Origin of the sequence: Saccharopolyspora terrae (assembly GCF_004348435.1) — a bacterium.
Classification (GTDB): Bacteria; Actinomycetota; Actinomycetes; order Mycobacteriales; family Pseudonocardiaceae; genus Saccharopolyspora; species Saccharopolyspora endophytica.
In genome coordinates, this window is the sequence record NZ_SMKS01000077.1 from 1 (window position 1) to 24544 (window position 24544).

Sequence of the window (24544 nt, forward strand, 5' to 3'; positions counted from 1 at the left end):
CAGCTCAAAAACTGGCGCATCCTGCGCAAACTACGCTGCTGCCCCTACCGGGCCGGACGCATCGCCAAGGCCATACACGCCCTGCTGAACTACGAACTCACCGCCACAGCAGGATGAAAAAGGCTCATTGATTCATGTTTCAAACGGTGCCCGAAGCGCTCAGAAACCGGTGGGCACCGGGGCGACCTCCGGGAGCGAACTGGGAGCCGGGCGCGACTCCCAACGCCGCCTAGAGTCGGTCAGACGCTGCGGTGCGCGGGCGAAGGACCACCGATGACCTGCTGCAACGGGTTCGCCCTCGCGAGTCAAAAGGAGCCGATCTATGTTGTGGTCCCAGGTGTCGCGGGGTTCGATTCCCATCACTCACCCTTTAGAAGGACCGCTCCTTGTATTGAGGTGATCTCAGTGGATTCGGTTGTGTTCGTGGTGGGTGAGTACGAGTGCGGCTTGGACGATGTTTCCGATTTTTCGGGGGCTGGCGGCGATGCGTTGCAGGGTGCGCCAGCGGCCGGTGAGCAGGGCGAATCCGCGTTCGCCCAAGGCACGCAGGCTGCGTAGGAGCAGGTTGTAGGTGTGGTTTGTCGGCATCGAGGGGGCGGCCTCGCCCGGTTGTGGAGCGCTTGATGACGGTGTGGACTCCGGCGCCGGCGCCCTGGTAACCGCCGTCGGCGAGGGTGGGCAGGTCGAGTTGGGAAGCGGCCCAGTACAGCGCGCCCAGGACGTGTTGTTGGGCAGCGGTGATGTCGTGGACCGAGCCGGGCTCGACCGGTGAGACCCAGATCGGGAACCCGTCCGGGGTGGTCAGTGCCTGGATGTTGCCGCCTTGTGCGCGGTGTTTCCCGGAGTACCACCGGTCGATCGTGGTGCCTTTGACGCTGGTGGTCTTCTCACTGATGCGGTCACAGGTGAAAAGCTTGCCGTCCAGGATCACATACAGTGCGTCGTCGTTGCGGGCTTGGCGCAGGGCCTGATGCAGGTCCGGGGTCTGGGCCGCCAGCACCTCGATGACCTCGTCGATATACCGGTATCCGGTCGCGCGGGAGATGTTGTTGTCCCGGGCCAGTGCCGGGATGGCGGTGCGCTCACGAAACCACCGCAAGCCCATCACTGCCTGCTTGAACGTCGACAACACCCGCCGCCCGAGCCCAGTTCCACGACGTCGGCGCTCCTCAGCAAGCAGCCCGCTGAGGTAGAGGGCAAGTTCGTCGGCGACATCAAGCGTGGCACGATAAGTGATCACGTGGGGTCCTGGTCCTGTGAAGAATGATCTTGTGGTGAGACCTCTTCTATCAGGACCCCACGCCCACACCCCTCCAGGCACTCAGCCCCAACCCACTGAGATCACCTCACTGAAAAGCGGGCCCTCTTCTTTCTTTGGAATTCTTTTGGGTTTGGTCTTGTTCTAACGACAAGACTCCGTGGTGGTCTTGTGGTCTTGCTTGGCGGTGCCAGTAGTGGAACCTGAAGTCCGGCCATCGCGATTGGGCCATCGGGTCGAATCCTCCGCGTCTCAGCCGACGTTTCCTCCGTGGTCACGTGCGTGTCCTGTGGTAGTGGATCTTCCAGGAGGAGCGCGATGCTTGCAGGAAGCAGCTAGTGCTTGTTGTGGTCGTGGGGGTAGGTGGTGGTGTTCAAGATTGAGAGGCGGGAGTTGAACGGCAGGACCACCGGCTCGTGAGAGCTGTCCTCCCAGCCGAACATGTGTCCGATGGAGCGCTTTTCCCGAAGATCGACCAGCAGAACGGCCTCGACGGTCATGACCTTCTCGGTCCAGAAGAACAGGTAGAGGTCTTCGGCCACGTCGAAGGTCATGCATCGCTCTGTGTCAGCCATGCCTTGTTCACCGCCGCGGACGCAGTGCCAGGTGAATGCGCCGGGCGTGAGGTAGATGTGCTCGTATGCCTCGGAGTCGCTGTATCGGTAGTAGATGCGTCTGCCGACGAGCTCGCTGGAACGCGGGTGAGCGGGTGCGTTCGGGTGTGGTGGCATGGATGAAATCCGTTCACCGCGGACCTTGTCCTCACCCGTGACGAAAGTCGAGAATCCGCTCGTGGTGACATCGGTGGTCGTGTTGTGGACGAACGTGGAGTTCCGGGCCTCGATTCCGTCGCCGACGACGAAGTCGACGATGAAGATGCCCTCCCGGGCCTCGATGGCCTTGTAGGTGGCAGTCCCCGTCGTTGCGCCCTGTGCGGCGTCGCTCTTCCAGTGCAGCGTGGTCGCCGTTTGGAACATGTGCTCGGTGGTGGAACCGTTCTCATCGAGGAGAACGATCGATGAGCCGGCCAGGGAAGGCGACGCGACGAGTGCTTGTTCCCCGAGCCCTTCGAGCATCGTTGAGACCGCGGGCCACTCGTCCTCGGGGACGTAGTCGACGATGGGCGTAGAAGCCATTTCCCTCTCTGGAGTGCGCGAACTCTTGGTGCCGTTCAGACGCCGGCGGAAGTGGCGCGCGAGGCCGGGTGTCGCACGCGTTGGTCGCCCACCACTTCGGCAGCCGTGATTCGCTCCTCACCGAAGCCCTTCGCTTCTCGCTGAGCAACAGCGTGGCGTCCATCAGCGCCAAGCCCGGCAGCGGCGACTTGGACGCGCTGTTCGATGGCTTGTCCGGATTCATTGACGAGTGCCCGGATGACCTGGCGTTTCAGTTCGAGCTGATCCTCGAATCCAGGCGTCGCACCGAACTGCATCCATACGTCGAGGCCATCTACGACGCCTACATCGGCGCGATTCCTGTCGAGCTGGAACGTGCCGGAGCGCAACCTGATGAGGCGTTGAGCCGACTCGTCTACGCGGCTGCCGACGGGCTCGTGTTCGCCCAGCTCGCAGTCGGAGGCGGGGAGAGCACCGAACGTTCTCTGCGGCACCTGCGTTCGCTGCTGAGCGCCAGGGTAAGAACATGACCGCGCCTGCGATCGGGGACGTGACACGAAGGCCGATGGGCGTCCTCTCTGCGAGCCCGTCCGGGCGGGAGACATCGATTTAGCCTGTCGGCTTACGACGTGTGAGCGAAAGCCGCGCCAGTTGCGGTCCAGGACCGTGAGCCCGCCGCTCTCCAGCAGCTCGGCGGCCATCCGATAGCGTCTCGACCTCCTCTTGGGCACGTCACCCCGGCGGACGCCAGGGGCGTAGGGCTGTGTCGACCGCCAGGCGGTGTGCCGCCTCGGTGTGCTCTCCGACGTGCATGACTTCGTAGACCTGCTGCCCGTAGGTCAGGGAGCTCAGCAGCAGAACCAGGTCGTCGACCGGTGTTTCCGCGACCAGGTCACCGTCGTGCACGGCCTGACCCACCGGGACAGCCAGTTGCTCGTTCCACCAGCTCTCCTGGCCGAATCGACGGGTGACGAGCGGGCGAGTGGCGGCCCGGCCCCAGAAACCGACGATCACGTGGGCTTCGTCTCGGGTTTCTTCGCGCAGCGGCAGAAGTTCTTCCAGCGTCGCCAGCAGCAGCGCCCAGCCGCTCAGGCCCTCGGTCGCGCGTTCGATCCGTATGGCGGTGTTGCGCACGATGCGGTCCGCGGCCGCCGTGATGACTGCGTCGAAGTTGTCGAAGTAGTACCAGAGCCCGCCGAGCGCGACTCCCAGTTCGTCGGCGAGTGCGCGGCTGGTCACTCCCTCGTAGCCGTTGCGCGCGACCATTCGCAGGAAGGCTTTGACGATCTCGTCGCGGCGCTTCCTGTGGTCGACGATCTTCGGCACGCGGCCCTTCTCTCATCCAGCACTAAGCTTTTTTGAGCGCTTGTTCAGTTTACTCCCGAAGCGAGGTAATCTCGCGAGACCCGTGTGACGACGACGTCAACAGCAGTGAGGTGCCGATGCCGAACCGCACGACGTTCAGCGTGGAAAGCGCCCGGGCGACTGTGACGCGCGATCCGGAGGTCTTCGCGCAGCAGGCATCGTCCGCGTTCGTCCCGCTGCACATCGAGCGATCGGGACGCAGTTCCTTCTGGGCGCAGTTGCGCAGTGCGCGAGCCGGGGGCGTCACGATTTCCGAGGTGCGGGCCGAGCCGCACCGAGTGGTGCGGCGGGCCGACGCGCGTGCGAAATCGGGTGGGTACAAGCTCAGCTTGTTGGTCTCGGGACGGTGCCTTCTCGCCCAGGACGGCCGGGAGGCCGTGCTGGGCCCTGGGGATCTCGCGCTGTACGAGACGAGCAGGCCGTACGTGCTCGAACTGGACCGGGCGTTCTCGATGGTGGTGCTGATGATTCCGCCCGGATCGGCCGGGTTTCCGGCAGAGCGCGCCGACGGGCTGACCGCCGTCTCGCTCGGCGGCGAGCGGGGCGTGGTGGACCTGGCCCGGCCGTTCCTCACCAGCCTTCCCGAGCACCTGGAGGAGTTCTGCGGTGCGCCCGGGCACCGGCTGGCCTGCAGCACGGTCGAGCTCGTCGCCGCACTGATCGACGAGCGGGCGGGCTGTGATCCGGACCCGCGTGCTCGGCTGGCCGAGCGGTGCAAGGCCTACATCGAGGAGAACCTGCCCTGCCGGGACCTCGGCCCCGCCACGGTCGCGGCCGCGCACCACGTGTCGACGCGGCACCTGCACGCGCTGTTCCACGCGCAGGGCTTGTCCGTGGCCAGCTGGATCCGAAAACGACGGCTCGAACGGTGCCGTCGTGACCTGACCGACCCGATGCAGATCGGCTCCACGGTGTCCGCGGTCGCTGCGCGGTGGGGGTTCGCCGACATCGCGCATTTCAGCCGGGCGTTTCGCGCCGAGTACGGGATCGCTCCTAGCACGTTGCGCGCGCAAGCCCTCGGCCCGCGAGGAACTCGTCAGTCGTGGCAGCAGCCCGACTCGAGGTAACCGTGCTCGCCCGCAGCCGCCGCCGAAGCGGGATCGGCGCTGTCCGTGCGGTCGGGTGATTCCGCCTCGTACACGACCTCGCCACCGACGCAGGTCAGCTCCACCGGAACGTCCGCGATCGCATCCGCGGGCATCCGCATCAGGTCGTCGCCGAGCACCGCCAGGTCCGCGGCCATGCCTTCGGCCAGGGTGCCCTTCCATTGCTCCGCGCCGTCCTGCCACGCGCCCGCGCTGGTGTAGCTGGCGAGGGCCGGTCCGAGCCCGATGACCTGGTCGGCGCCGAACACCTCGCCGGTGGCCAGGCTCGCCCGGGTCACCATGGCGGCGAGGCCCTCGCGGAAGTCCGGCAGCCCGACGACCGGGGCGTCGGAGGCGCTGCCGACCGGAACGCCCAGTTCCATCGCGGTCCGGAACGGCCACTGGTAGTCGGTGCGTTCGCGGCCCAGCACGTCGACCAGCTGGTGGGACAGGGAGCGCTTGATCTGCGGGTTGAAGCTGACGCCGAAGCCGGAGGCCGCGATGCGGCGCAAGTCGTCCTCGCGGGTGAGGTCGCCGTGGATGACGTAGTGCCGCAGCCCGTTGACGCCGAATGTCGCCGACGCGGCCTGGTAGGCGTCGATGACGGCGTTGACGGTTCGGTCGCCGGTGGCGTGCGTGCCGACCTGGAAACCCAGTTCGTGCGCCGTCATCACCCACTCCTGCAGGGTCGTCAGCTGCTCCTCCGGAGTGTCGCCCGGCGTGGTCATCGCGCCCGTCCCGCCGCCGACGTAGGGCTCGCTCACCCAGGCGGTCCTAGCCTGGGTCGGCACCCCGTCGCCGTAGATCTTGACCTGGCTGACGTTGAGCCACCGAGGGTCTGCGTCCCCGCCGCGGAAGGGTTCCAGCTGTTCCCGCAGATCGCGTGCACCGCCGGCGAGCAGCATCGCCGTCACGCGCTGCCTGATCGCGCCCGAGGCCTGCAACGCCGCGTACCGGGCGATGTTCTCCGCGTCGGTCCCGGCATCGGTGATGGAGGTGATCCCGTTGCGGTGCATCAGGGCGATGGCGGTGGTGAGGGCACGGCGTTGCTCGTCCTCGGTGAACTCCGGCACGACCGCGTCCACCAGCCTCGCCGCGCCTTCGAGCAGCAGACCGGTCGGTTCGCCTGCCCCGTCCTTGACGATGACGCCGCCGAGCGGCGGCTCGGTGTGCCGGTCGATGCCCGCGAGTTCGAGGGCCTTCGTGTTGACCCACAGGGCGTGGCCCGACCATTCGCGGAACGCGACCGGGTTGTCCGGGGTGAGGTCGTCGATGTCCCGCCGGTGCGGGTACCGGCCGTCGCTGAGGTAACCCTGGTCCCAACCGGCGCCGCGAATCCATTCCCCTGGTCGTTTGGCCTGCGCGGCCGCGCCCAGCGCCTCGCGGATGTCCGCGATCGACCGGACCGCTGAGCGGCTCAGGTCCAGGGTCAGCGGCGGCTGGTTGGTCCCGAGCTGCAGGGGATGGATGTGAGCGTCGTTGACACCGGGGATCACCGTGCGCCCGCGCAGGTCGACGACCTCGGTGCGGGGCCCGATGCAGGACCGGATCTCCGACGAGGTGCCGACCTTCGCGACCAGGCCGTTGCGCACGGCGATCGCCTCGCACGGGGCGGGATCGCCCGCCATGGTGAGGACGTTCCCGTTGACCAGGACCAAATCCGCGTTCATCTGTGTCCCTCCGACATCGCTTGCCGGGTTCATCGTGGGTCACGTGCGGACTGCTGTGAACGCCGCCGAGAGCGCGTTCGTTGACGATGCGCGCAAGACTTCGCCGGAGAGCCGGTCCCGTCTGATCCGCCGCCGCTCGCGTGCACGGCAAGCGGCATCCGGATTGGACCGCTGCGTGTTCCCGTGCTGTGCGTGGTTTCCGGGGCTCCTTTCGGGGCGGCGGGATCGTACGTGCATCGCCAAGCACCGTGCGCGGACGTCCTAACCGCGTCGAGCGCAGTGTTCTTACTGTGCCGCTATTTGGAGGTAACGCATGGACACGTATGAGAACCTGCTCGCGGCGGTCACGGTGCCGGGCGGGCACGCCGTCACCGATCCGGCGACCGACGAGGTCATCGGCCACGCTCCCGTCGCCACGCCGGATGATCTCGAGCGCGTGGTGGGCGCGGCCCGGTCTGCCCAGCGCGAGTGGGACGCACTGGGGCACGAGGAGCGTTCTCGGCTGCTCAACGCGGCCGCCGACGCCGTCGACCGGTCGGCCGACGCACTGGCCGAGCTGATCTCGCGGGAACAGGGAAAACCGCTCAGCGGCAGGGGAAGCCGGTTCGAGGTCGGCGGTGTCGCCGCGTGGCTGCGCACCGCCGCTGCCACGCCGCTGGAGCCGGAAACGGTCCTCGACGACGCGTCCGGCAGCGCGACGTTGCGCTACCGCGCTGCAGGGGTGGTCGGCGCGATCGGGCCGTGGAACTGGCCGGCGCTGATCGCGTCGTGGCAGCTGGGTCCGTCGCTGCGGATGGGAAACGCGGTGGTGATGAAACCGTCGGAGCACACGCCGCTTTCAGTGCTGGCGCTGGGAGAGATCGTGAACCAGGTGCTGCCGGCGGGTGTGTTCACCGTGCTCTCCGGCGACCGCGATCTCGGTGCCGCGATGACGGCGCACCCTGGCTTCGCGAAGCTGATGTTCACCGGATCGACCCGGACCGGGCAGGCCATCGTGGCGGCCAGCGCGCGCAACCTGCCGCGGCTGACGCTCGAACTCGGCGGCAACGACCCCGGGATCGTCCTGCCGGACGCCGACCCCGCGGCCATCGCCGAGGAGCTCTTCTGGGGCGCCTTCATCAACACCGGTCAGACCTGCGCGGCGCTCAAACGCCTGTACGTGCACGACAGCCTCCACGAAGCCGTCGTCGAGGCGCTGCGGCAGAAGGCGGTGGAAACACCGATGGGTCGCGGCCTCGATGAGCAGAGCCTGCTCGGTCCGCTCACGACGGCCTCGCAGTTCGACATCGTCGACGGCCTGGTCGAGAAGGCGAAGAGCGCCGGTGCGCGGGTCGTGGTCGGCGGTGAGCCGGACCGGGCCGCGCCGGGCAACTTCTACCCTTCCACCCTTGTCACCGACATCTCAGCCGATGCGCCGCTGGTGGTCGAGGAGCAGTTCGGTCCCGCGTTGCCGATCCTGCGCTACCGCGACCTCGACGAGGCGCTCGAACAGGCCAACGGGCTCGACGTCGGGCTCGGTGCGTCGGTGTGGTCGTCGGACCCCGACCGGGCGAGGCAGGTCGCCGAACGGGTCGAGGCGGGCACGGTGTGGGTCAACAAGCACGGCGCGGTGCACCCGATGGTGCCGTTCGGGGGCGTGAAGGGATCCGGCTACGGCATGGAGTTCGGTGTCGAAGGCCTGAAGGCCGTGGCGGTGCCCCAGGTCATCAGCAGCTGAGCGGCGAAGAGCGGGGCCTCCACCGCGGAGGCCCCGCTCTTCGGCTCTGTCAGGACGCGAGCCGGGTGTCCCGCGGCTGAGTCGAGCGGTACGACTTGTTGGCGAGCGCGACCACGATCCCGGCCGCGAAGGCGAGCGCCACGATGCCGAGCAGGATGCCGGCGAGCGTTCGCGAGCCGCTGATCAGCGTCGTGAAGTTCAGCAGCACCAGCACCGTGATGGTGAGAACGCCGAGGAGCCCGAGCGTTGGCGCGATCCGGGTGTTCCACACCCGCTGATCCACTCCGGAGCGGGCGAAGAACACGAGGATCGCGAGCCCGGTGAGCAGGATGAGGAACAGGATGCTGACCGTCGCGAGGCCGGACATCCAGGTGAACAGGTTGAGCACCGGATCCGCGCCGGCGAGCACGAAGATCGCGAGGATGACCACGGTAGCGGCGGTCTGGGCCAGCGATGCGACGTGCGGGGAGCCGTACCGGTCGTGCGTTCTGCCGAGCTTGGCGTGCGCGACCCCGCCGCGTCCCAGGGAGAACAGGTAGCGCGCGATGGCGTTGTGGAACGCCAGCAGCGCCGCGAACAGGCTGGTCAGCAGCAGGATGTTCATGATGTCGGCGTAGCCGGCGCCGATGTAGCCTCCTGCCACGTCGAACACGAGCCCGGAGGGGTTCTCCGCTGCGGCCGCCTCGATCTGGTCCGGGCCGTGGGCGACGACGATCGTCCAGCTGGCGAAGGTGTAGAACGCGCCGATCAGCAGGACGGCCATGTAGGTGGCGATCGGGATGGTGCGCCGGGCGTTGCGGGCTTCCTCGCCGTAGATCGCGGTGCCCTCGAAACCGATGAAGGAGGCGACCGCGAACATCACCGCGATGCCGGGCGCGCCGTGGAAGAACGTGCCGGGGGAGAACGAGGTCCCGGAGTACCCCTGCGGTCCGCCCTTGGCGAGGATGACGATGGAGAGGATCGCGACGATGCCGATCTCCAGCACGAGCACCACGCCGAGCACCTTCGCGCCGAGGTCGATGCTGCGGTAGCCCAGCAGCGCGACGACGACGAGCAGCACCGCGGCGAGCAGCCACCACGGGATCTCGGGCCCGCCACAACGCGTGATGAGGTCCTGCAGAGTGGACGCGGCGAGGCCGTAGACGGCGGCCTGGATGGCGGTGTAGGTCAGCAGTGCGAGCCCGGCCGCGCCGAGCCCTGTCGTCGGGCCGAGCCCCTTCGTGACGTAGGCGTAGAAGGCGCCGGCGTCGACGACGTGGCGGCTCATCGCGGCGTAGCCGACGCTGAAGACGACCAGCACGACGGCGACGATCGCGTAGGCGAGCGGCACGCCCGGCCCGTTGCTGATCGCGAGCATGACCGGCAGCGCACCTCCGATGGAAGTGAGCGGTGCGGCGGCCGCCACCACCATGAACACGATGCCGGCGACGCCGATGGATCCGCGCAGTCCTCTGCCGGACTCGGTGGTTTCTTCACTCATGGCAGCACTCCCCGGTGGTCTCGTTCGACCGGGGCCGGCAATGCGCGCTGGCGCTGGGAGGGACGTCGAGCGCGGGGTTGCGGTCGAAGAAGCCGACGGGCTTGAGCTTGAAGCCGGTGTAGTCCACCGGCATGATCGGCCAGTCCTCCGGGCGGGGGAAGTGCGTGAGCCCGAAGGTGTGCCAGACGACCAGGTCCTCGTTCTCGATGCCGCGGTCGTTGCTGACGAACGCGGGAAGCCCCGCTCCTCCTGGGTGCTGGTTGACGAAATCGCCTGCGGCATAGCGCTCAGCCGGGTCGTAACGGGTGACCCACAGGTGCTGGGTGGCGAAGGTGGCGCGGCGCTGGATCGGCGAGTCGTCGGCGGCGAGCAGTTCGGGATTGCCCTCGGGGAGCAGCGCGTAGGCGACCGGGTCGCCGAGGCGGTTGCGCGACTCCGGGTTGGTGATGTGCCAGACCCGACCGGCGCGGTTGTCGGCCAGGCGCTGGGCCTGCGACTCGGTGCGCAACGGCGTTCGGGTGTGGGTGAAGGCGTTGCCGCGCGGGTTGTCCGGCCCGATCGGCACGCGCTGAACGTTGATCTCCTCGACGGAGTTGTGGTGCCCGTCGACCATCATGTCCAGCCGAGCGGAGAACAGGTGCTGGTGGTATGGAGCGCCGAGTCCGGGCGCGAGCTGGGAAGCGTACGGGTTGGTCGTGTCATTGCCAGGGCCGGGGTAGGCGGAGGTGAACACGACGCCGGTGGCCTTGGCCTCGCACTCGATGGTGCCGTCGAGGTAGAGGTACCAGTAGAAGCCGTAGTCGTAGTTGCCGATGGTGGTGAAGAAGGAGATCACCATGCGGCGCTGCCTGCGGGTTTCCGACGATCCCGCCCACAGGTCGGTGTGCTTGAACAGCACGCCGAAGTCCTCCTCGTGCATGCAGATCGCGTTGCGCAGCACGCGGGGGTGTCCGAACTCGTCGGCGATGACGGCGTCGAGGTAGGTGATGTCGCCGAGGCAGTCGCAGCCGAGTTCGAGGGCGTTGGCGTAGCGGCCAATCATGTACTCGCCGGTGTCGAAGTAGTTCTGCCAGGAGCGCACCGGCGAGGGATCGGCGTAGGGCACGACCATTTCGGAGATCGACGCCCGGTGCACGATGGGTCGCTCGCGCTCGCCGTCGCGGAACGAGATCTGGTGCAGCACGAGACCTTCACGCGCGTCGAAGCCGATGCGCAGTGACCAGTTCTCCCATTCCAGCCGGTCGCCGTCGAGGGTGAAGCTGGGGCCTTCGGGCTGGATGATCTCGATCGGCTTCTGCGATGTCCGAAATGGACCCGTCACTGCGGGGTCGTCGTAGTTTCCCGATTCCGGAGGGATCGGGACGGGCCCGAGGTCGATGACCTGGGTGACCGTCCGGTTGTCGACGTCGACGTAGCCGACCAGGCCGTCGATCGGGTGCGCCCAGGCGTGGTCCTTCGGGTGCTCCTGCAGGAAGGCCAGGCCGCGCAGGATGCGCCTGCCCGTCTCCTCGGGGTAGCCGAAAACCCCTGCCGACAGGGGAGCGACCCGGACCTTCGCCGGGTCTAGGTCACGTGCGGCCAGCGCCTGCAGCCAGCGCTCATCTTCGGCGAGGACCTGCTCGACGAGCTCGAACTCCTGGTCCAGCACCGGGAGCTGGCCGTCGGTCGCCGGGTCCAGCAGGGTCTCGCGCAGAACCGAATCGGATTCCAGCGAGAGGACGACATCCCGGCCGCCGGAGGCCGCAACGTCGTGCAGCAGCACCCGCACGAGCCGATCGGGCCGCTCCAGGCCGTAGAGGGCTTCTTTCGAGGGTTCTTCCAGACCGAGGTAGACCACGCGGGCGGTGTCCGTCAGGAACCCGGCGCTGTCGAGGATCTTCCTCGCGCACGTGATTTCTTCGGCGGACAGCCGGTCAAGCGGATGAGAGAACGTGGTCGCGGAGTGGGTTGGCATCATTGACTCCCGTTTTTCTACACACGTAGACAGAAGGGTGAGTCATCGCGGACGCGTGCACAAGGGGTTGCGGGCAGCCGATCGATAAAGTGGGTTGGGTTCTAACCGGGGAGCAATGGTGCCGAAACTTGTGGACCACGAAGAACGTCGTGCTCGCATCGCGGATGCGGCCTGGCGGCTCATCGCCGAGAGAGGTATCGAGGCAGCCACGATGCGTGCGATCGCCGAGGCCATCGGCATGGCCAACGGCGCGCTCAAGCACTACTTCCCGGACAAGAACTCGATCATCCGCGTGGCTTTCACCCACGTGTTCGACTCGACCAACCTGCGGGTGCGGGAACGCCTGCGTGGTCGGTCCGGGATGGCAGCGCTGCGGGTCTTCTGCGAGGAGATCATGCCGGTCGCGGACCTGACCGACCTCGAAGCCCGGGTGGTCCTGCCCTTCTGGCAGCGCGCGCTGGCCGATCCGGACCTGAAGCGGCTCTACACCGATTCGATGGCGTTGTGGCGCGGCCAGATCATCGACTTCCTTCGCCAGGGCCGTGAAGAGGGCACCGTGCGCACGTCGACCCCGGACGACGTCGTGGCTGAACAACTGCTGGCCATGCTCAACGGACTGCAGTCGCTGGCGCTGCTCGACGCGGCATCGGGTACCGCGGATGTGCAGCGCCGCACGGTCGAGGCGTTCCTGGGGTCGTTGAAGTAGCGCCGTGGACGAGCATGTGAAGTCGGGCTGGGGGCGACGGGGTCGTGGGTTCGAATCCCGCCGACCCGACGGGTGAGGGTTTCCGCAGGTCATAGCCTGTGGGGGCCCTCTTTTTGCGTTCTTGTTCTGCTTCCTGTGGTCAAGCATGCCGCTCATGGACACCTTGACTGCGGAGTTGTGGAGTGGCTGTTGTCGCTTGGCAAGATCACCGAGCGTCTGTCGAGCGTGTGGGCCGGGGCCCTGCGTGACTGGGAACGCAGCCTGCGTTCGGTGAACCATCCCGAGATCACTTGCTAACAACCCGACCCGAAGCCGCCTGCGTCGCTCGCTCGGGCGTCAGCGCTGTGAGGTGGCCTCGCTGCGGCGTATGGTCTGCTGGATGGGTGATGACGCGTCCCCGCTTCCGTTCGATGCGATCTGGCGGCAGGTCGTGGGGCCCATCGCTGTGCTTGATCTCCAGGCACGTCATGTCGACGTGAATCCTGCTATGTGCCGCATGCTCGGTTATGACCGAGACGAGTTGATCAAGCGGGATCCGGTCGATGTGATCCATCCGGATGACGAACCGGTGGGGCGGCAGAACGTCGACAGACTCCTCGCCGGCGAGTTCGACAGTTTTCCGGTCGAGGTCCGTTTGCTGCACTCCGACGGCAGCGTTCTCTGGGTTCTGGTGCAGACCTCCTTGATCAGGGACGACGCGGGCGCGCCCTCGCTGGTCGTGTGCCAGTTCCACGACATCACCAGGTACCGGGAGCTGCTGCTGCTGTGGCGTCAGACGGTGAGCAACGCGCCGATCGGCATGGCGCTGTTGGATCTGGACGGGAGCTGGACCGAGGTCAACGAGAAGTTGTGCGAGCTCGTGGGTTACCACCGGGAAGAGCTGGTAGGCAGTCCGTGCACGGGTCTGGTCGATGCCGCCGAGGACCAGTCTCAGCATCGTTCCGCGTTGACCGCACTTCGCGAGGGCCGGGAAACCTCGGCGACCTTGGAGGTTAGGTTCCGCCATCGTGACGGTGATCAGTTCTGGCTTCTGACCCGGCTGAGCGTGGTGCCCGGAGCCGATGACCAACCCGTGTACTTGGTGGGCCAGTACGAATCGCTGGGCGGGGGAGCGAGGTTGAGCGAGGAACGTCTGGACCGGCTCACCAGGATGGCCCTGCACGATCCGTTGACCGGTCTGGCCAATCGCGCTCTGTTGATCGACCGCCTCGAGCATGAGCTGGCCGAGCTCGGGGAACGGGGAGGTGTGCTGGCTGTGCTGATGATCGACCTGGATCGGTTCAAACCGGTCAACGACCACTACGGGCATCCGGTGGGCGACCAGTTGCTCATCGCCGTGGCGCAGGAGTTGATCAGCGCGGTTCGGGGGACGGACACAGTTGCACGCTTCGGTGGTGATGAATTCGTCGTAGTCGCACGGGTGCCGGACTTCGCCGAGGCCGGCGCGTTGCGTGACCGCGTGGTCCAGCGGCTCGTCAGCGACACGGTCGTGTGCGGGCGGTCGCTGAGCATGTGCGCGAGCGTTGGGCTTTCCACGACGCAGAATCCCAAGACCCCGGGACATTTCTTGATCGACAGGGCCGACCAGGACATGTACCGCGTCAAGCATCGCAACCGCGGCTGAGTCTCGGTGAACCCCGTTGGCGCGGTTCCGCGACCCCGTTTTCAGAACTTGCGTTCGGCCAGGTTGATGGGTGTCCGGGAGTGCCAAGGTCTGGGCTGGAAGCTGGTCCGCCGAGTGGTCGGTGACGCGCGGAACTGACGGGCCTGGCGAAGCAGTCAATACCTGCTCATCGGTGTCATAGGTCGTGAATGTATCTCCAAGAGTGCGATGCGGTGCAGTTCTGGGGGCGAGGCGGCGTAGCTTCGAATCCCGCTGTTCCGGCGGCCAAAACCGCCTGCTGTCCTGCACGTTGGTGCGGCACAGCGGGAGGCGTTCCGGTGTGGAGCTGATGCTCCGTCGCGCAGCAGCATCTCCACCCAGTCGTCCTGCGCTTGCTGCGCGACCTCGACCTCGTCGTAGCCCTCGGTGAGAGTCGTTGAGACGATCGCGGCGATTGTCTCTGCGGCCCGCCTCTACCGCCGCCTGATCCGCCCACCCGTCTGCTCGCTGGTGGCATGCCACGAATCCCGTACGTGGCATGCACCAGCGCTTTTCAGACGACCACGACTCGGCGTCCTCGCGTGTGACCGGCTTGGCTGTCGATGTGCGCCGCCGCGGCCTCCGCGAGCGTGTACGTCTTCTCGACCGGGATGTGGAGCTTGCTCCGCGAGAGGAGGTCGGCGGCTTCGGCGAGCGCTTCGGGCACGCTCCCGGCCACGCCGGAGAACCGGGCACCGAGCTCCGGCGCGCCGAGATCGGCGATGGAGACCACCTTCCTCGGGTCCCCGGTCAGTTCGATGAGTTCACGGATCACGCCTGAGCCCGCCAGGTCGAGGGCCGCGTCGACCTGGCCGAGCCCCCGGACTCGCTCGACCCAGCCCTCACCGTAGGTCGTGGCGAGGGCGCCCAGGCCTCGCAGGTAGTCCTGGTTCGCGGCCCCGGCCGTGCCGATCACCGTGATGCCGCGCTCACGGGCGATCTGCAGCACCGCCGATCCGACGCCCCCGGACGCACCGCTGACCAACAGCGTCTGCGCGGGCCGGACGCCGACCTCGCGGATGACGCGCAGCGCGGTCTCCACCACCGAGGGGTATCCGGCCGCCTCCTCGAAGGTCAGTCCCTCGGGCATCCGGGCCCAGGCCGACAACACGGCGAATTCCGCATAGGTGCTCGAGCCTTCGCCGAACACGTGGTCGCCGACCTCGACCCCTTCGACGCCATCGCCGACCTCGTCCACCATCCCGGCGGCGTCGAGCCCGATACCGGAGGGCAGTTCGGTCGGGTGCGCGCCGAGGATCTGGCCTTCCCGGACTCGCCAGTCGACGGGGTTCACTCCTGCTGCTCGGACGGTGATGCGTACCTGGCCTGGGCCCGCATGAGGTTCCGCGGCGTCCAGGAGCTGCAGGACTTCGGGGCCGCCGAACTCGGCGAAGATGACCTTCTTCATGCTGTCGTCCTTAATGCTCACGGTCGGTTGTGGGTGAGCGTGTGTTTGTTGTTTCCCTCGGCTGACTGCCGCGGTTGACGGCACGCGGCTGGTTCGGGTGGCGGGGTCGGTGGTGATCATCCAGTGGCTGAAGGCGGCGTAGCGTTCGGCGGACCCGGCGGCGCCGTTGGCGTTTTCGGCTGTGTCGGGTTCGTCGGCGAACCCGGAGCACTCCGGCGTCCTCGATGCCGAGAGTGCCGCCCGCAGCGAGGCCGCGGTGGTCAGTCCGACCAAACCCGCCCCCCGACGATCACCGCGTGCGTCGTTCGTTCCCGTTCGTTCTTCATGCAGTCGAATGTAACCCTAACAGTTAGTATTTAATATCAGTTAGGTTTTTGTGTCTGATAGCATCAGCTGATGACCGCCCCGTCCGGACGCCGTGAGCGCAAGAAGGCCGCGACCCGTCAGAAGATCGCCGACACCGCGCTGCAGCTGTTCCTGGACCGCGGGTACGACGCGGTGGGCATCCGTGACGTGGCCGCAGAGGCCGACGTCGCCGTAACCACGGTCTTCTCCCACTTCGCCTCGAAAGAGGCCCTCGTGTTCGAGCGCGACGAAGACTTCGAGCAAGGCCTCGCTCGGGCGGTCACCGACCGGGCTCCGCACGAGCCGCTCATCCCCGCGCTGCGCCGCGAGATCCAGGCGATGGTGCGCCATTGCACGGCGGACAGCGCCGCCCCGATCTGGCGCATGATCGACGAATCACCTGCCCTACGGCAGTTCGAGGAGTCGATGCGGCTGCGCCATGCGGAGTCGCTGGCAACGGCCATCGCTGCCGATCTCGACCTGCCGCAGACCACCACGGTCTGCCGGACGATCGCGAGGTTCGTGATCGACGCCCATTCACTGGCCCGTGCGGCGGCCGATCCGGACGCCGCGTTGGACGAGATCTTCCGGATGATCGAGGCGGCCTGGGCCGTCACCCGCCCCTCTCGGCCCAGTTCTACCGAAGCTCCCGTGAGCCGCACAGCAGCGGGTACGCGGAGGTAGATCATCCGTAGTTCGTATCTGACCGGGTCGGCCGGATCTGATACGGGCGGACGTGGCGCACGAACATCCCGGTAGCGCGCGAGGATTCCGACCGCGTCATCGCTGGCTCGCCTTCTTCCGGGCGGCGCTCGGCGTGCCAGGCCGCGAGTGCGTCGGCCGATGGCCGGGCGTAGCGCGACAGGGTGCGGGTCGAGGTGTGGCCGGATTTGGCCATCAGCATCGGGGTGGGCATTCCGTCCTCGGCGGCGTGGGTCAGCGCGGAATGCCGCAGGTCATGCAGCGTCCACACGTCGGAGGCGTGCTTGAGCCGCTACGTCGGCACCCGCACCTGCGGTCCGGTGTTCTGCACCGCCCGTGTGCCGGTCGCCGCCGCCGACCTGGACCCGGGCGTCGGCGAGATCTCGATCGACCTGGCCTTCACCGCTGTGTTCGTGGTCGTGCTGATCCTGCGTTCGGTGGCCTTCAGCCTGTAGCGGTGTTCAAGGCCTTGCTCGCTCGTCCTGGCGGAGGTCAGGACGGCTGGCAGCGGGGGCACCAGACGGTGCTGCGCCCTGCGATCTTGCTCCGGCTCAGAGGTGTCGAACACCGCGGGCACCGGGCGTCGTGCTCGTCCCGGTGTCCGGTCAGCCAGGACGGGCGGTCGGGAACGTGCCCGACGCGGGACGAGCTGCGCAGCACCGAACCCAGTCGGGCGTGCAGTCTCGCCCAGTGCGCCGCCTCCAGGTCGGTGGTGCTCAGCGTCGGCGCCAGCCGCGAGCGCCACAGGATCTCGTCCACGCACAGGTTGCCCAGGCCCGCCACGACGGTCTGGTCCATCAGCGCGGGCTTGATCCGGCGTGCCGTGCGGGTCAGCCTGGCGCGCAGGTCGCGGCGGCTCACACCGGCGGCGTCGGGACCCAGGTCCCCGAGCAGTTCTTCGACCTCGGAGCGCTCGGTCGCCAACCGCAGTCCGGTGAGCTTGCGCATGTCCCGGTAGCGCAACGCACCGTCGCGGAACTCGAAGACGACGCGATCGTGCCGGTGATCGGCTTGCTCGCCCGGGGTCCACACGAAGGCGCCGGTCATGCCGAAATGCGCCAGCAGCTGCGGGTAACCGGACCGGTTGCGGGTCGGAACGCGAAGCCACTTGCCGTACCTGCTCGGCTCCGAGATCACACGGCCCTGGAGAGCACGTGTGAACTCCTCCGGTGAGGTGTGCACGACGCCCGCGTCGAGCACGCGCACGGAGGCAACTTTCGAGCCCACGACGTGGTCGGCGACGACGCGGCGAAATCCTTCGACGTCGGGCAGCTCCGGCATGGGCCTCACCTACGGATGGTCGTCGCCCGGGGTGTGCGGATCGGTTCCGTGCCCGAATGTCGCCAAGCGCTCGACGAGGGCGTCGTCATCGGGATCCAGGGGCATCGGCTGCTCGACGTGCCCGGTGCGGTCTCCGGTGGCGAGCACGCCCAGCCATCCCGCCGCCTCGTCCGGATCGGGGAGCAGCGAAGCGGCATCGGCCTCCTGCCCGACCCGGTAGTAGCGGCGGCCTTCCTCGCTGAAGCTCCAGCCGAGGTACGGCGTCCACTCCACGGATATCTCCGGTGCGCCGCTGACCACGATCTCGACGGTCATCCGCTGCCGGTCCAGGCGGGCCGTGTCCAGCTCGATCTCCATCGCCCGGGCGGCCGTGCGCACGTCGTCCAGGTAACCGGCCATCGCATCCACCGTGCCGAGCCGCCCCTCGCTGCGGTCGCGCACGTGCCTGTCCAACGGGTCGCCGTTCATCGTCGCGCTCCACCAACCTTCACCGGCGGGGATCAGCACCCGCCCGACTCACCTCGGTGTTCCCGCCACCCGCTGGTCGCAAAACCCGATCAACCCGAGGCTTCGCCGGCATAGCGCTCTCCTGATCCGTGTTCGGCCCCGACGCGCCATCAGCCTCTGCCGGGCGATCTGGTCACGCGATCGAGAACAGGGCCAGCAGATCCGCGCCCGGTTGACCAGCACCCACGACGTCCACCAGGACGACGACCACGAGCGGCGGTCCCAGCCGGGCGGAACAGTGCCGCGTCGGCCTCGGCTCGGGTGTCGAAGGTCGTGCCCGGCCAGTACACGAGCTCGATCTTGATGGTCGACCACAGGTTCTCCGCGAGGGCATTGTCGAAAGAATCACCGACGGAACCAGTAGGGGGTGCGATGCCGGCATCGGCCAGCCGTGAGGTGAACCGGATCGCGGTGTGTGACGCCCCTTGTCGCTGTGATGAATTAACTGCCCATCCTGGACATCACGGGACCACAGCCCGTAATCCAGCGCGGCCAGCACCAGGTCGGTATCGGCGCGAATGGCGGTCTTCCATGCGACGATGCGGTTGGAGAACGCATCACGCACCGATGCCAGCCACAACACGCCCTCTCCGGTGATCAGGCGGGTCAGATCGGCAACCCACAGCCGATTCGGCGAGGTGGCGGCGAACTCGTGCGCCGACCGGATCTCTGCGATCCGTTCCAGCAGCTCGGTGTCCTCGCGGTGGCGCTGCGAGGGCGATGCGGCGCGGGCACGACAGTCGTAGTAGGTCGAGGCGGGGATGTCCAGGACCCGTAGTACGAGACCGACCGAGAAGTCATGGTCATCGATGAAACTCATGACCGCCTCCGGGTCAGGTCGACCTCGCCCGCAAAATAGGCGCTCGCCGCCCGCAAGACGTCGTTGACCCGCTCAAGTTCGGCATTCTCCCGGCGCAGACGGCGGTTCTCCTCGGTCATGTCTGTCGTCGGCCGGTCATGCTGCTCGTCTCGGTCGGCCTCGTCCTGGCGGATCCAGTTCCGCGACGCCTCCGGATGCACGTTCAGCTGCTCGGCCAACCGCCGCGCCGGATCGCCGGCTTCGGGTCCGACTCCTGATACAGCCGCACTGCGTGTTCCCGCAGCTCATCCGGGTGCTGCCATAAGGACTTCCTTCCTCGGTCTGCCCGAGCAGACCAGACTCGGAAGCCTCCGGACAAGCGGGGGGAGCTCAGTGGCGTTCACTTCGCCCCCGCTGTTCGTGACGCCCCGAGTATTCGCTCTGGACCTGGCCGAGTGGACGATCTGGTTGTCAGGTCGGTGGGGTGGGTGTTGTCCTCCTACCCCGGGGGCCGTTGAGCTGCCTACGGTGGGTTTATGGACTCATGGGAGGCGAAGGCGCTGGACAGCCCGCTCGGCGTGTTTCTGCGGGCACGGCGTCAGCAGGTGCGTCCGGAGCAGCAGGGCCTCGTGCCGGGCGGGTCTCGGCAGGTGGCGGGCCTGCGGCGTGATGAGGTCGCGATGCTGGCGGGGATCAGTACGGACTATTACGTGCGACTGGAGCAGGGCCGGGAGCAGCGTCCTTCGCGCATGGTGACTGAGGGACTGTCGGCGGCTTTGCTGCTTGACCGTGCCTCGGCGCGGTATCTGCGTGAGCTCGCCACGGCCGACGACGCCGCCGAAGTGGGTGGCGTTCTCGACCCAGGGCGGCTGGATGTAGTCCGGCCGTTGCTCGGCTCGTTGACCGGTCCTGCGATCCTGGTGGACCGCTGGCTCAACATTGTGGCTGCCAATGCGTTGGGCGAGATGCTTTACGAGGGGTTGGAGCATCGGGAGAACTACGCCCGGATGGTGTTCCTGTCGCCGGGGGCGCAGGAGTTCTTCGTCGATTGGTCCGAGCTTGCCCACTGCATGGTGGCGGCGTTGCGTTCCAGCGCCGGTTCCGAGGCGGCGGGCCGGTTGGAGCGGCTGGTGGGTGAGCTCGCCGTGGCCAGCGAGGTGTTCAGCACCGTCTGGGCGCAGCACGAGGTGTATGAGAAGGCCGTCGACCGCAAGCGGTTCCGACACCCGCTGGTCGGTGCGCTGGTGTTCAACCAGCACGTGCTGGAACTCCCCGACAGCGACGGTCACCAGATCTGGGCCTACCACCACACCGACGACGCCACGGAAGAAGCGCTGGTGCGTCTCCGATCGCTTGCCACGTTGTCGGCTTCCGTCACCCGGGAGGAGAGCACATCGTGACGCCTCCCCGAACCGTCCTGGGAACACGGCACTTTCTCCGGATGGGCTCGTCGAGGTCTATGCCATCGCTGCACCTGTAGCCGGAAACCGATACTGACACAGGAAGAATCATGTTCGTCATCACCGGAGCCAGCGGCCGCACCGGCCGCGCGGCGGCATCGCACCTGCTCGAGCACGGCCACAACGTGCGAGCAGTTGGCCGCGACCTGCGCAACCTCGCGCACCTCGCCGCCCATGGAGCCGAGATCTATCAGGCCGACCAATCTGACCCGACCGCGATGGCCACCGCTCTCCGCGGGGCCGATGCCGCCTACTTGGTCATTCAACCCAACTACATCCCCGACCACCCCGACTTCGCCGCCTTCCAGGACCGGGCGGCAGCCGCGCTCACCGACGCTGTCACTCTATCCGGGGTGCCGCGTGTCGTGGCGCTGAGCAGCTGGGGAGCACAACACCCCAGCGGTACCGGTCCCGTTGCGGGCCTGCACCGCTTCGAGAATCGACTCTCGACCGTTCCCGGAGTGGACATCACGTGGCTGCGCGCGGGTTACTACATGGAAAACCTCCTTGACCACCTCGACTCCGTGCGCACCCATGGTCGGATCATCGCGCCGTTCGATCCCGACGTGCCACTACCGCTGATCACCACGACCGACGTCGCCTTCGCTGCGGCCGAGGAACTGGCACGGCCGCAGGCCGGGGCACGAACCCGGGAACTGCAAGGTGAACGAGACGTGACCATGAACGAGGTTGCGCGGGCGATCGCGACAGCAATCGACGCACCTGTGACCTACGAACGCTGCACCGTGGAGACCTTCCACGAGCAGCTGCGCGAAGCCGGTGTGTCGGACAACGTCGCCGCGATGATGACGGAAGTCCCGCACGCTGTAAACACCGGTCATCTGCGGATGACCCAGTCGCGCACACTGGAAACAACCACCCCGACATCGCTGGAGACTTTCGTCAAGACCGAATTCGTGCCTGTGCTCAACGCCTCCTGACAGCCTTGCGAAGACGCTGGAAATTGCCCTTCCTCAGGCGTTCTCGCAGGACCAGCGTCCGAGAGGCCCAACCGGGCGGGCGCGATTGCTGAGGCCGTGATCGTGGCGCTGGAAGTCACCGTCGGAATACCGCCTGGTCGCCGATCACGATCGTCCCCGTCCCGAAGGTCGCAGCCCGCTGCAGCAATCGTCCCGACGAAAATCCCCAGCACATCGTCCAGGCGATTGCTGGGGATTTTCGTCTTGGACGAGGTGGGGTCAGAGTTGGATGGTGAGGGTTTTGGGGGTGTCTTGAACGTTGGAGCCTACGTGGAGGGTGTAGGGGCCTGGTTCGAGGTGCCAGCCGTTGTTCCAGTGGGCGAGATCGCGTTGGTGGACTTGGATTTTCGCGTCGATCTCTTCGCCGGGTTGGGCTCGGAGGGTGGTGAAGCCGACCAGCCAGCGTTGGGGGCGGTCGATGGTGGAGTGGGGGCGGGAAGCGTAGACCTGGATGACGTGCTTGCCGGGGCGGGTGCCCGTGTTGCGGGCGGTGATGGTGACCGTGGCGGCACCGTCGTCGGTGAAGCCGGTCGTGGTGGCGCTGGTGAGGTCCCAGGTCGTGTAGCCGAGGCCGTATCCGAAGGGGTAGGCGGGTTCCACGCCGGCTCGTAGCCAGGCTCGGTAGCCGATGTGGATGTCCTCGTCGTAGGTGATCACGCCTTGGTCTGGGGAGACGTTGAGGACGGGGACGTCTTCGAGCCTGGCCGGCCAGGTCGTGGGTAGGCGACCGCCGGGCTCGCGGGTGCCGGTGAGGATGTCGGCCACGGCGGAACCGTACTCCTGGCCGGCGAAGTAGTTCAGCACGATCGCGGCGGCGTCCTCCCGCCACGGCAGCAGGACCGGGGAACCGGAGTTGACCAGGACGATCGTGCGCGGGTTGGCCGCGAGGACGGCGCGCACCAGGTCGTCCTGCCGTCCCGGCAGGGAGAGGTCGGAGCGGTCGTAGCCCTCGGACTCCACACGCGAGTTCGTGCCCACCACGACCACCGCGACCTCGGCCTCGGCGGCCGCGCGCGCGGCCTGGGCGATGAGCTGATCGGCGTCCATCTCGGCGGGTTCGGTGCCGATCATGATGCTCAGAGCGTTGCTCAGCTCACCGGACATGAACTGCGGCGTGAACTCCACCCGGATCCGCACGGTCCGCCCGGCTTCGAACTCGATCGGCGCGGAGGCTGCGGGCGGGGACAGGAACGCCGCGCCCAGATCGTCTCCGACAGCCTCCGAGGTCTGCTCGGTGAGCAGCTCGCCGTCGACGAACACCTTGCCGGTGCCCACCGAGGCGAAACCGATCCGCTGCAGCCCGGATTCGGCCGGTGTGTAGTCGGTCTCGAAGACCAGGCTCGACATCGTGCCGATCGGGGCGTCGCCGCCGAAGTAGACCAGCCCGCTCGCCAAGCGGTCCTCGCTGAACAGCAGGTCGCCCTGCGCGTCGAGCATTTCCACGCGCACACCGGGGCCGCCGGTCGCCGGGTTGCGCATGGCGTCGCGGCCCAGCTCGGCCAGCCCCTCCTGCACGATCGCGCCCAGCGAGTAGGACACCTCGGCGTCAGGGAACACCGACCGGATGCCCTCCAGGGGAGACACGACCCGCTCGGGCAGCACGGTCGCGCTGCCGCCGCCCTGGGTGCGGGCGTGCAGCGCGTTGTGCCCGATCACCGCCACCCGAGTGGGCGCGGTGAGCGGCAGGATCCCGTCGTTGGCCAGCAGCACCGAGCCCTCGACCGCGGCCTCCCGCGCGAACGCCGCACCGTCCTCGACATGGATCGGGCGGACCGGTTCGAAGCCCTCCAGCGCCCCGACGCGGGCGGCCAGCAGCAGGATGCGACGCACCTTGCGGTCGATCGCAGCCTCATCGATGTCCCCGCTGCGCACCGCTTCGACCAGCGCCTCACCCCACGGCCCGTCCGGCCCGGGCATGACCAGGTCCTGGGCGTGCTTGGCGCTCTCCAGGCTGCGCACGGCGGTCCAGTCGCTGATCACCACGCCGTCGAAGCCCCACTCGTCGTTCAGCGGGGTATCCAGCAGGGTGTTCTCTGTGGCGGTGGCGCCGTTGATCGATTGTCTAAGCTCATTTCCGGCGCTTGCCGGAGAACCGGGGTGCCTGTCGAACTCCTCGAGGGCTACCCCGAGATGCTCAGACATGCCTGGGTGACTGGTCGCATGCCTGACCCGGACGAGCTCGTCAGTCGTCGTGAGGCTGGCCGCAAGGCGGCTGAAGGCGGCGTGTCGCTGCGCGCGTTGATCAATCTGTACCTGAGCGTGACGACGGCAGTCTGGCGGGAGTTGGTTCGAGGCGGCGAGTCCCTGGTGCCTTCGGAGGTTCGTCTGGACGTGGAGGCGGGGTTTCGTGCGGTCGATGATGCTGTCGTCGCACTCACGGAGGGTTACGAAGGTGCGCACCAGCTCGCGTTGCGTGAGGAGGAGGCCGCACGGCGCGAGTTCATCGAAGACCTGTTCTGCGGCCGCGGCGACCTCGGCCGACTGGCCGCGCGCGCTCAGCGGTTCGGGCTACGCCTGGCCGAGGCCCACGTCGTGAGCGTCGCGCGGGCCGAGCGGCCATTCGGGGAGGCCACGCCCATCACGCATCGCGTCGAATCCGCGCTGTCGGGGCGGTACGGAACGCGCGATCTCCTGGTCATCACCAAGGACGAGATGTTGGTGTGCATCGCCCCGAGCACGCTGCCTGAGGCGTCAGGAGAGCTCGCGCGCCAGGTAGGGGCCGCAGTAGGGGCCAGCAGGTCGTGGCAGGTGGGTATCGGGCGCGAGCATTTGGCCAGTTTCCGTCGCGCGGTGTTTCGCTCACGCGGTGACGGTCCTGTCCGCTAAGGCGTGAGGTAGCGAGCGGGACGTTCTGCGGGAACGCGCCTACGAGAACCAGGGGATGAAGGAGATCTTGAACGTCTGAAAGCGGAACCTAAGGGCAGCCCTGGGGTTTGGTGCGGACTAGGAGCTGTTTAGGAACGTGGGGCCCGGTGGTTGAACATAGTGAGGTCTCCGGTAGATGGATCAGCGACGAAGAAGATCAACATCTATCCGGAGACCTCGGTGGGAAGCGTATCGGTTGGCGCGC

The 24544-nt window shown here is 67.4% G+C and carries 21 protein-coding genes and 3 pseudogenes; 11 read left to right on the top strand and 13 right to left on the bottom strand.

The window, feature by feature from the left end; genetic code table 11:
• Nucleotides 1–117 (top strand): annotated as a pseudogene (locus E1181_RS27380) (IS5/IS1182 family transposase); the annotation flags it as partial.
• A 285-nt stretch (nt 118–402) separates the two neighbouring features.
• On the opposite strand, the pseudogene E1181_RS27385 reads toward E1181_RS27380, so the two are convergent.
• Both E1181_RS27385 and E1181_RS27390 read right to left on the bottom strand, forming a co-directional pair.
• Nucleotides 403–1240 (bottom strand): annotated as a pseudogene (locus E1181_RS27385) (transposase family protein).
• Nucleotides 1241–1593: 353 nt separating this feature from the next.
• On the bottom strand, nt 1594–2394 hold the full coding sequence (locus tag E1181_RS27390) for a MoaF C-terminal domain-containing protein (protein ID WP_132679174.1): 801 nt from the start codon (nt 2392–2394) through the stop codon (nt 1594–1596).
• A gap of 68 nt (nt 2395–2462) precedes the next feature.
• Between E1181_RS27390 and E1181_RS27395 the strand changes: the two genes are divergently transcribed.
• On the top strand, nt 2463–2903 hold the full coding sequence (locus E1181_RS27395) for a TetR/AcrR family transcriptional regulator (RefSeq protein WP_132679176.1): 441 nt from the start codon (nt 2463–2465) through the stop codon (nt 2901–2903).
• A 202-nt stretch (nt 2904–3105) separates the two neighbouring features.
• Here E1181_RS27395 and E1181_RS27400 read toward each other — a convergent pair whose 3' ends face one another.
• On the bottom strand, nt 3106–3699 hold the full coding sequence (locus tag E1181_RS27400; protein WP_132679178.1) for a TetR/AcrR family transcriptional regulator: 594 nt from the start codon (nt 3697–3699) through the stop codon (nt 3106–3108).
• Between the two features lie 116 nt (nt 3700–3815).
• Between E1181_RS27400 and E1181_RS27405 the strand changes: the two genes are divergently transcribed.
• The gene (locus tag E1181_RS27405; protein ID WP_132679180.1) at nt 3816–4805 is read left to right on the top strand and encodes an AraC-like ligand-binding domain-containing protein; all 990 of its coding nucleotides are present in this window, start codon (nt 3816–3818) and stop codon (nt 4803–4805) included.
• Here E1181_RS27405 and E1181_RS27410 read toward each other — a convergent pair.
• Nucleotides 4775–6493 (bottom strand): amidohydrolase, encoded by a 1719-nt coding sequence (locus E1181_RS27410; RefSeq protein WP_235877088.1) that lies wholly within the window; start codon nt 6491–6493, stop codon nt 4775–4777. The genes E1181_RS27405 and E1181_RS27410 overlap by 31 nt on opposite strands.
• A gap of 313 nt (nt 6494–6806) precedes the next feature.
• Between E1181_RS27410 and E1181_RS27415 the strand changes: the two genes are divergently transcribed.
• Entirely contained in the window at nt 6807–8210 is a 1404-nt protein-coding gene (locus E1181_RS27415) for an aldehyde dehydrogenase family protein (RefSeq protein WP_132679183.1), read from the top strand.
• Nucleotides 8211–8259: 49 nt separating this feature from the next.
• On the opposite strand, the gene E1181_RS27420 is transcribed toward E1181_RS27415, so the two are convergent.
• Complete coding sequence (locus tag E1181_RS27420) at nt 8260–9690, bottom strand: APC family permease (RefSeq protein ID WP_132679185.1); 1431 nt, start codon at nt 9688–9690, stop codon at nt 8260–8262.
• Entirely contained in the window at nt 9683–11647 is a 1965-nt protein-coding gene (locus E1181_RS27425) for a primary-amine oxidase (protein ID WP_408010768.1), read from the bottom strand. The genes E1181_RS27420 and E1181_RS27425 overlap by 8 nt, the downstream gene beginning before the upstream one ends.
• A 112-nt stretch (nt 11648–11759) precedes the next feature.
• On the opposite strand from E1181_RS27425, the gene E1181_RS27430 reads away from it, so the two are divergent.
• Both E1181_RS27430 and E1181_RS27435 read left to right on the top strand, forming a co-directional pair.
• A complete protein-coding gene (locus E1181_RS27430) occupies nt 11760–12350 on the top strand; it encodes a TetR/AcrR family transcriptional regulator (RefSeq protein ID WP_235877089.1) in 591 nt (196 codons plus the stop codon).
• A 379-nt stretch (nt 12351–12729) separates the two neighbouring features.
• Entirely contained in the window at nt 12730–13974 is a 1245-nt protein-coding gene (locus E1181_RS27435; protein ID WP_132679189.1) for a sensor domain-containing diguanylate cyclase, read from the top strand.
• 532 nt (nt 13975–14506) lie between these two features.
• On the opposite strand, the gene E1181_RS27440 is transcribed toward E1181_RS27435, so the two are convergent.
• The gene (locus tag E1181_RS27440; RefSeq protein WP_132679191.1) at nt 14507–15400 is read right to left on the bottom strand and encodes an NADP-dependent oxidoreductase; all 894 of its coding nucleotides are present in this window, start codon (nt 15398–15400) and stop codon (nt 14507–14509) included.
• A 396-nt stretch (nt 15401–15796) separates the two neighbouring features.
• Between E1181_RS27440 and E1181_RS27445 the strand changes: the two genes are divergently transcribed.
• Nucleotides 15797–16429: a TetR/AcrR family transcriptional regulator gene (locus E1181_RS27445; RefSeq protein ID WP_132679192.1), complete on the top strand. Its 633-nt coding sequence runs from the start codon at nt 15797–15799 to the stop codon at nt 16427–16429.
• A gap of 1 nt (nt 16430) precedes the next feature.
• Here the strand turns inward: E1181_RS27445 and E1181_RS27450 are convergent, their stop codons facing one another.
• Nucleotides 16431–16718, bottom strand: coding sequence for a tyrosine-type recombinase/integrase (locus E1181_RS27450; RefSeq protein ID WP_132679194.1), 288 nt, complete (start codon nt 16716–16718; stop codon nt 16431–16433).
• Nucleotides 16719–16731: 13 nt separating this feature from the next.
• Here E1181_RS27450 and E1181_RS31895 point away from each other — a divergent pair, with 13 nt between their 5' ends.
• On the top strand, nt 16732–16902 hold the full coding sequence (locus E1181_RS31895) for a hypothetical protein (protein ID WP_207922348.1): 171 nt from the start codon (nt 16732–16734) through the stop codon (nt 16900–16902).
• Nucleotides 16903–16939: 37 nt separating this feature from the next.
• Here the strand turns inward: E1181_RS31895 and E1181_RS27460 are convergent, their stop codons facing one another.
• The 4 genes and pseudogenes from E1181_RS27460 to E1181_RS27475 all read right to left on the bottom strand — a co-directional run.
• A complete protein-coding gene (locus E1181_RS27460; RefSeq protein ID WP_132679196.1) occupies nt 16940–17728 on the bottom strand; it encodes an Fpg/Nei family DNA glycosylase in 789 nt (262 codons plus the stop codon).
• A gap of 9 nt (nt 17729–17737) precedes the next feature.
• Entirely contained in the window at nt 17738–18196 is a 459-nt protein-coding gene (locus E1181_RS27465; RefSeq protein WP_132679197.1) for a hypothetical protein, read from the bottom strand.
• Nucleotides 18197–18368: 172 nt separating this feature from the next.
• Nucleotides 18369–19055, bottom strand: coding sequence for a DDE-type integrase/transposase/recombinase (locus E1181_RS27470; RefSeq protein ID WP_132679199.1), 687 nt, complete (start codon nt 19053–19055; stop codon nt 18369–18371).
• Nucleotides 19052–19285, bottom strand: a pseudogene (locus E1181_RS27475) (transposase); the annotation flags it as partial. The pseudogene E1181_RS27475 and the gene E1181_RS27470, both read right to left, overlap by 4 nt.
• Before the next feature lie 285 nt (nt 19286–19570).
• Between E1181_RS27475 and E1181_RS27480 the strand changes: the two are divergent.
• Together E1181_RS27480 and E1181_RS27485 are read left to right on the top strand one after the other, a co-directional pair.
• Nucleotides 19571–20434 carry a helix-turn-helix transcriptional regulator gene (locus tag E1181_RS27480; protein WP_132679202.1) on the top strand — a complete coding sequence of 288 codons (864 nt, stop codon included), beginning with the start codon at nt 19571–19573 and terminating at the stop codon, nt 20432–20434.
• A 110-nt stretch (nt 20435–20544) separates the two neighbouring features.
• Nucleotides 20545–21435: an NmrA family NAD(P)-binding protein gene (locus tag E1181_RS27485; RefSeq protein WP_132679204.1), complete on the top strand. Its 891-nt coding sequence runs from the start codon at nt 20545–20547 to the stop codon at nt 21433–21435.
• A 258-nt stretch (nt 21436–21693) separates the two neighbouring features.
• Here E1181_RS27485 and E1181_RS27490 read toward each other — a convergent pair whose 3' ends face one another.
• Complete coding sequence (locus E1181_RS27490) at nt 21694–23616, bottom strand: glycoside hydrolase family 3 C-terminal domain-containing protein (protein ID WP_132679206.1); 1923 nt, start codon at nt 23614–23616, stop codon at nt 21694–21696.
• Nucleotides 23617–23634: 18 nt separating this feature from the next.
• On the opposite strand from E1181_RS27490, the gene E1181_RS27495 reads away from it, so the two are divergent.
• Complete coding sequence (locus tag E1181_RS27495) at nt 23635–24300, top strand: CdaR family protein (RefSeq protein WP_132679207.1); 666 nt, start codon at nt 23635–23637, stop codon at nt 24298–24300.
• Nucleotides 24301–24544 lie beyond the last annotated feature (244 nt).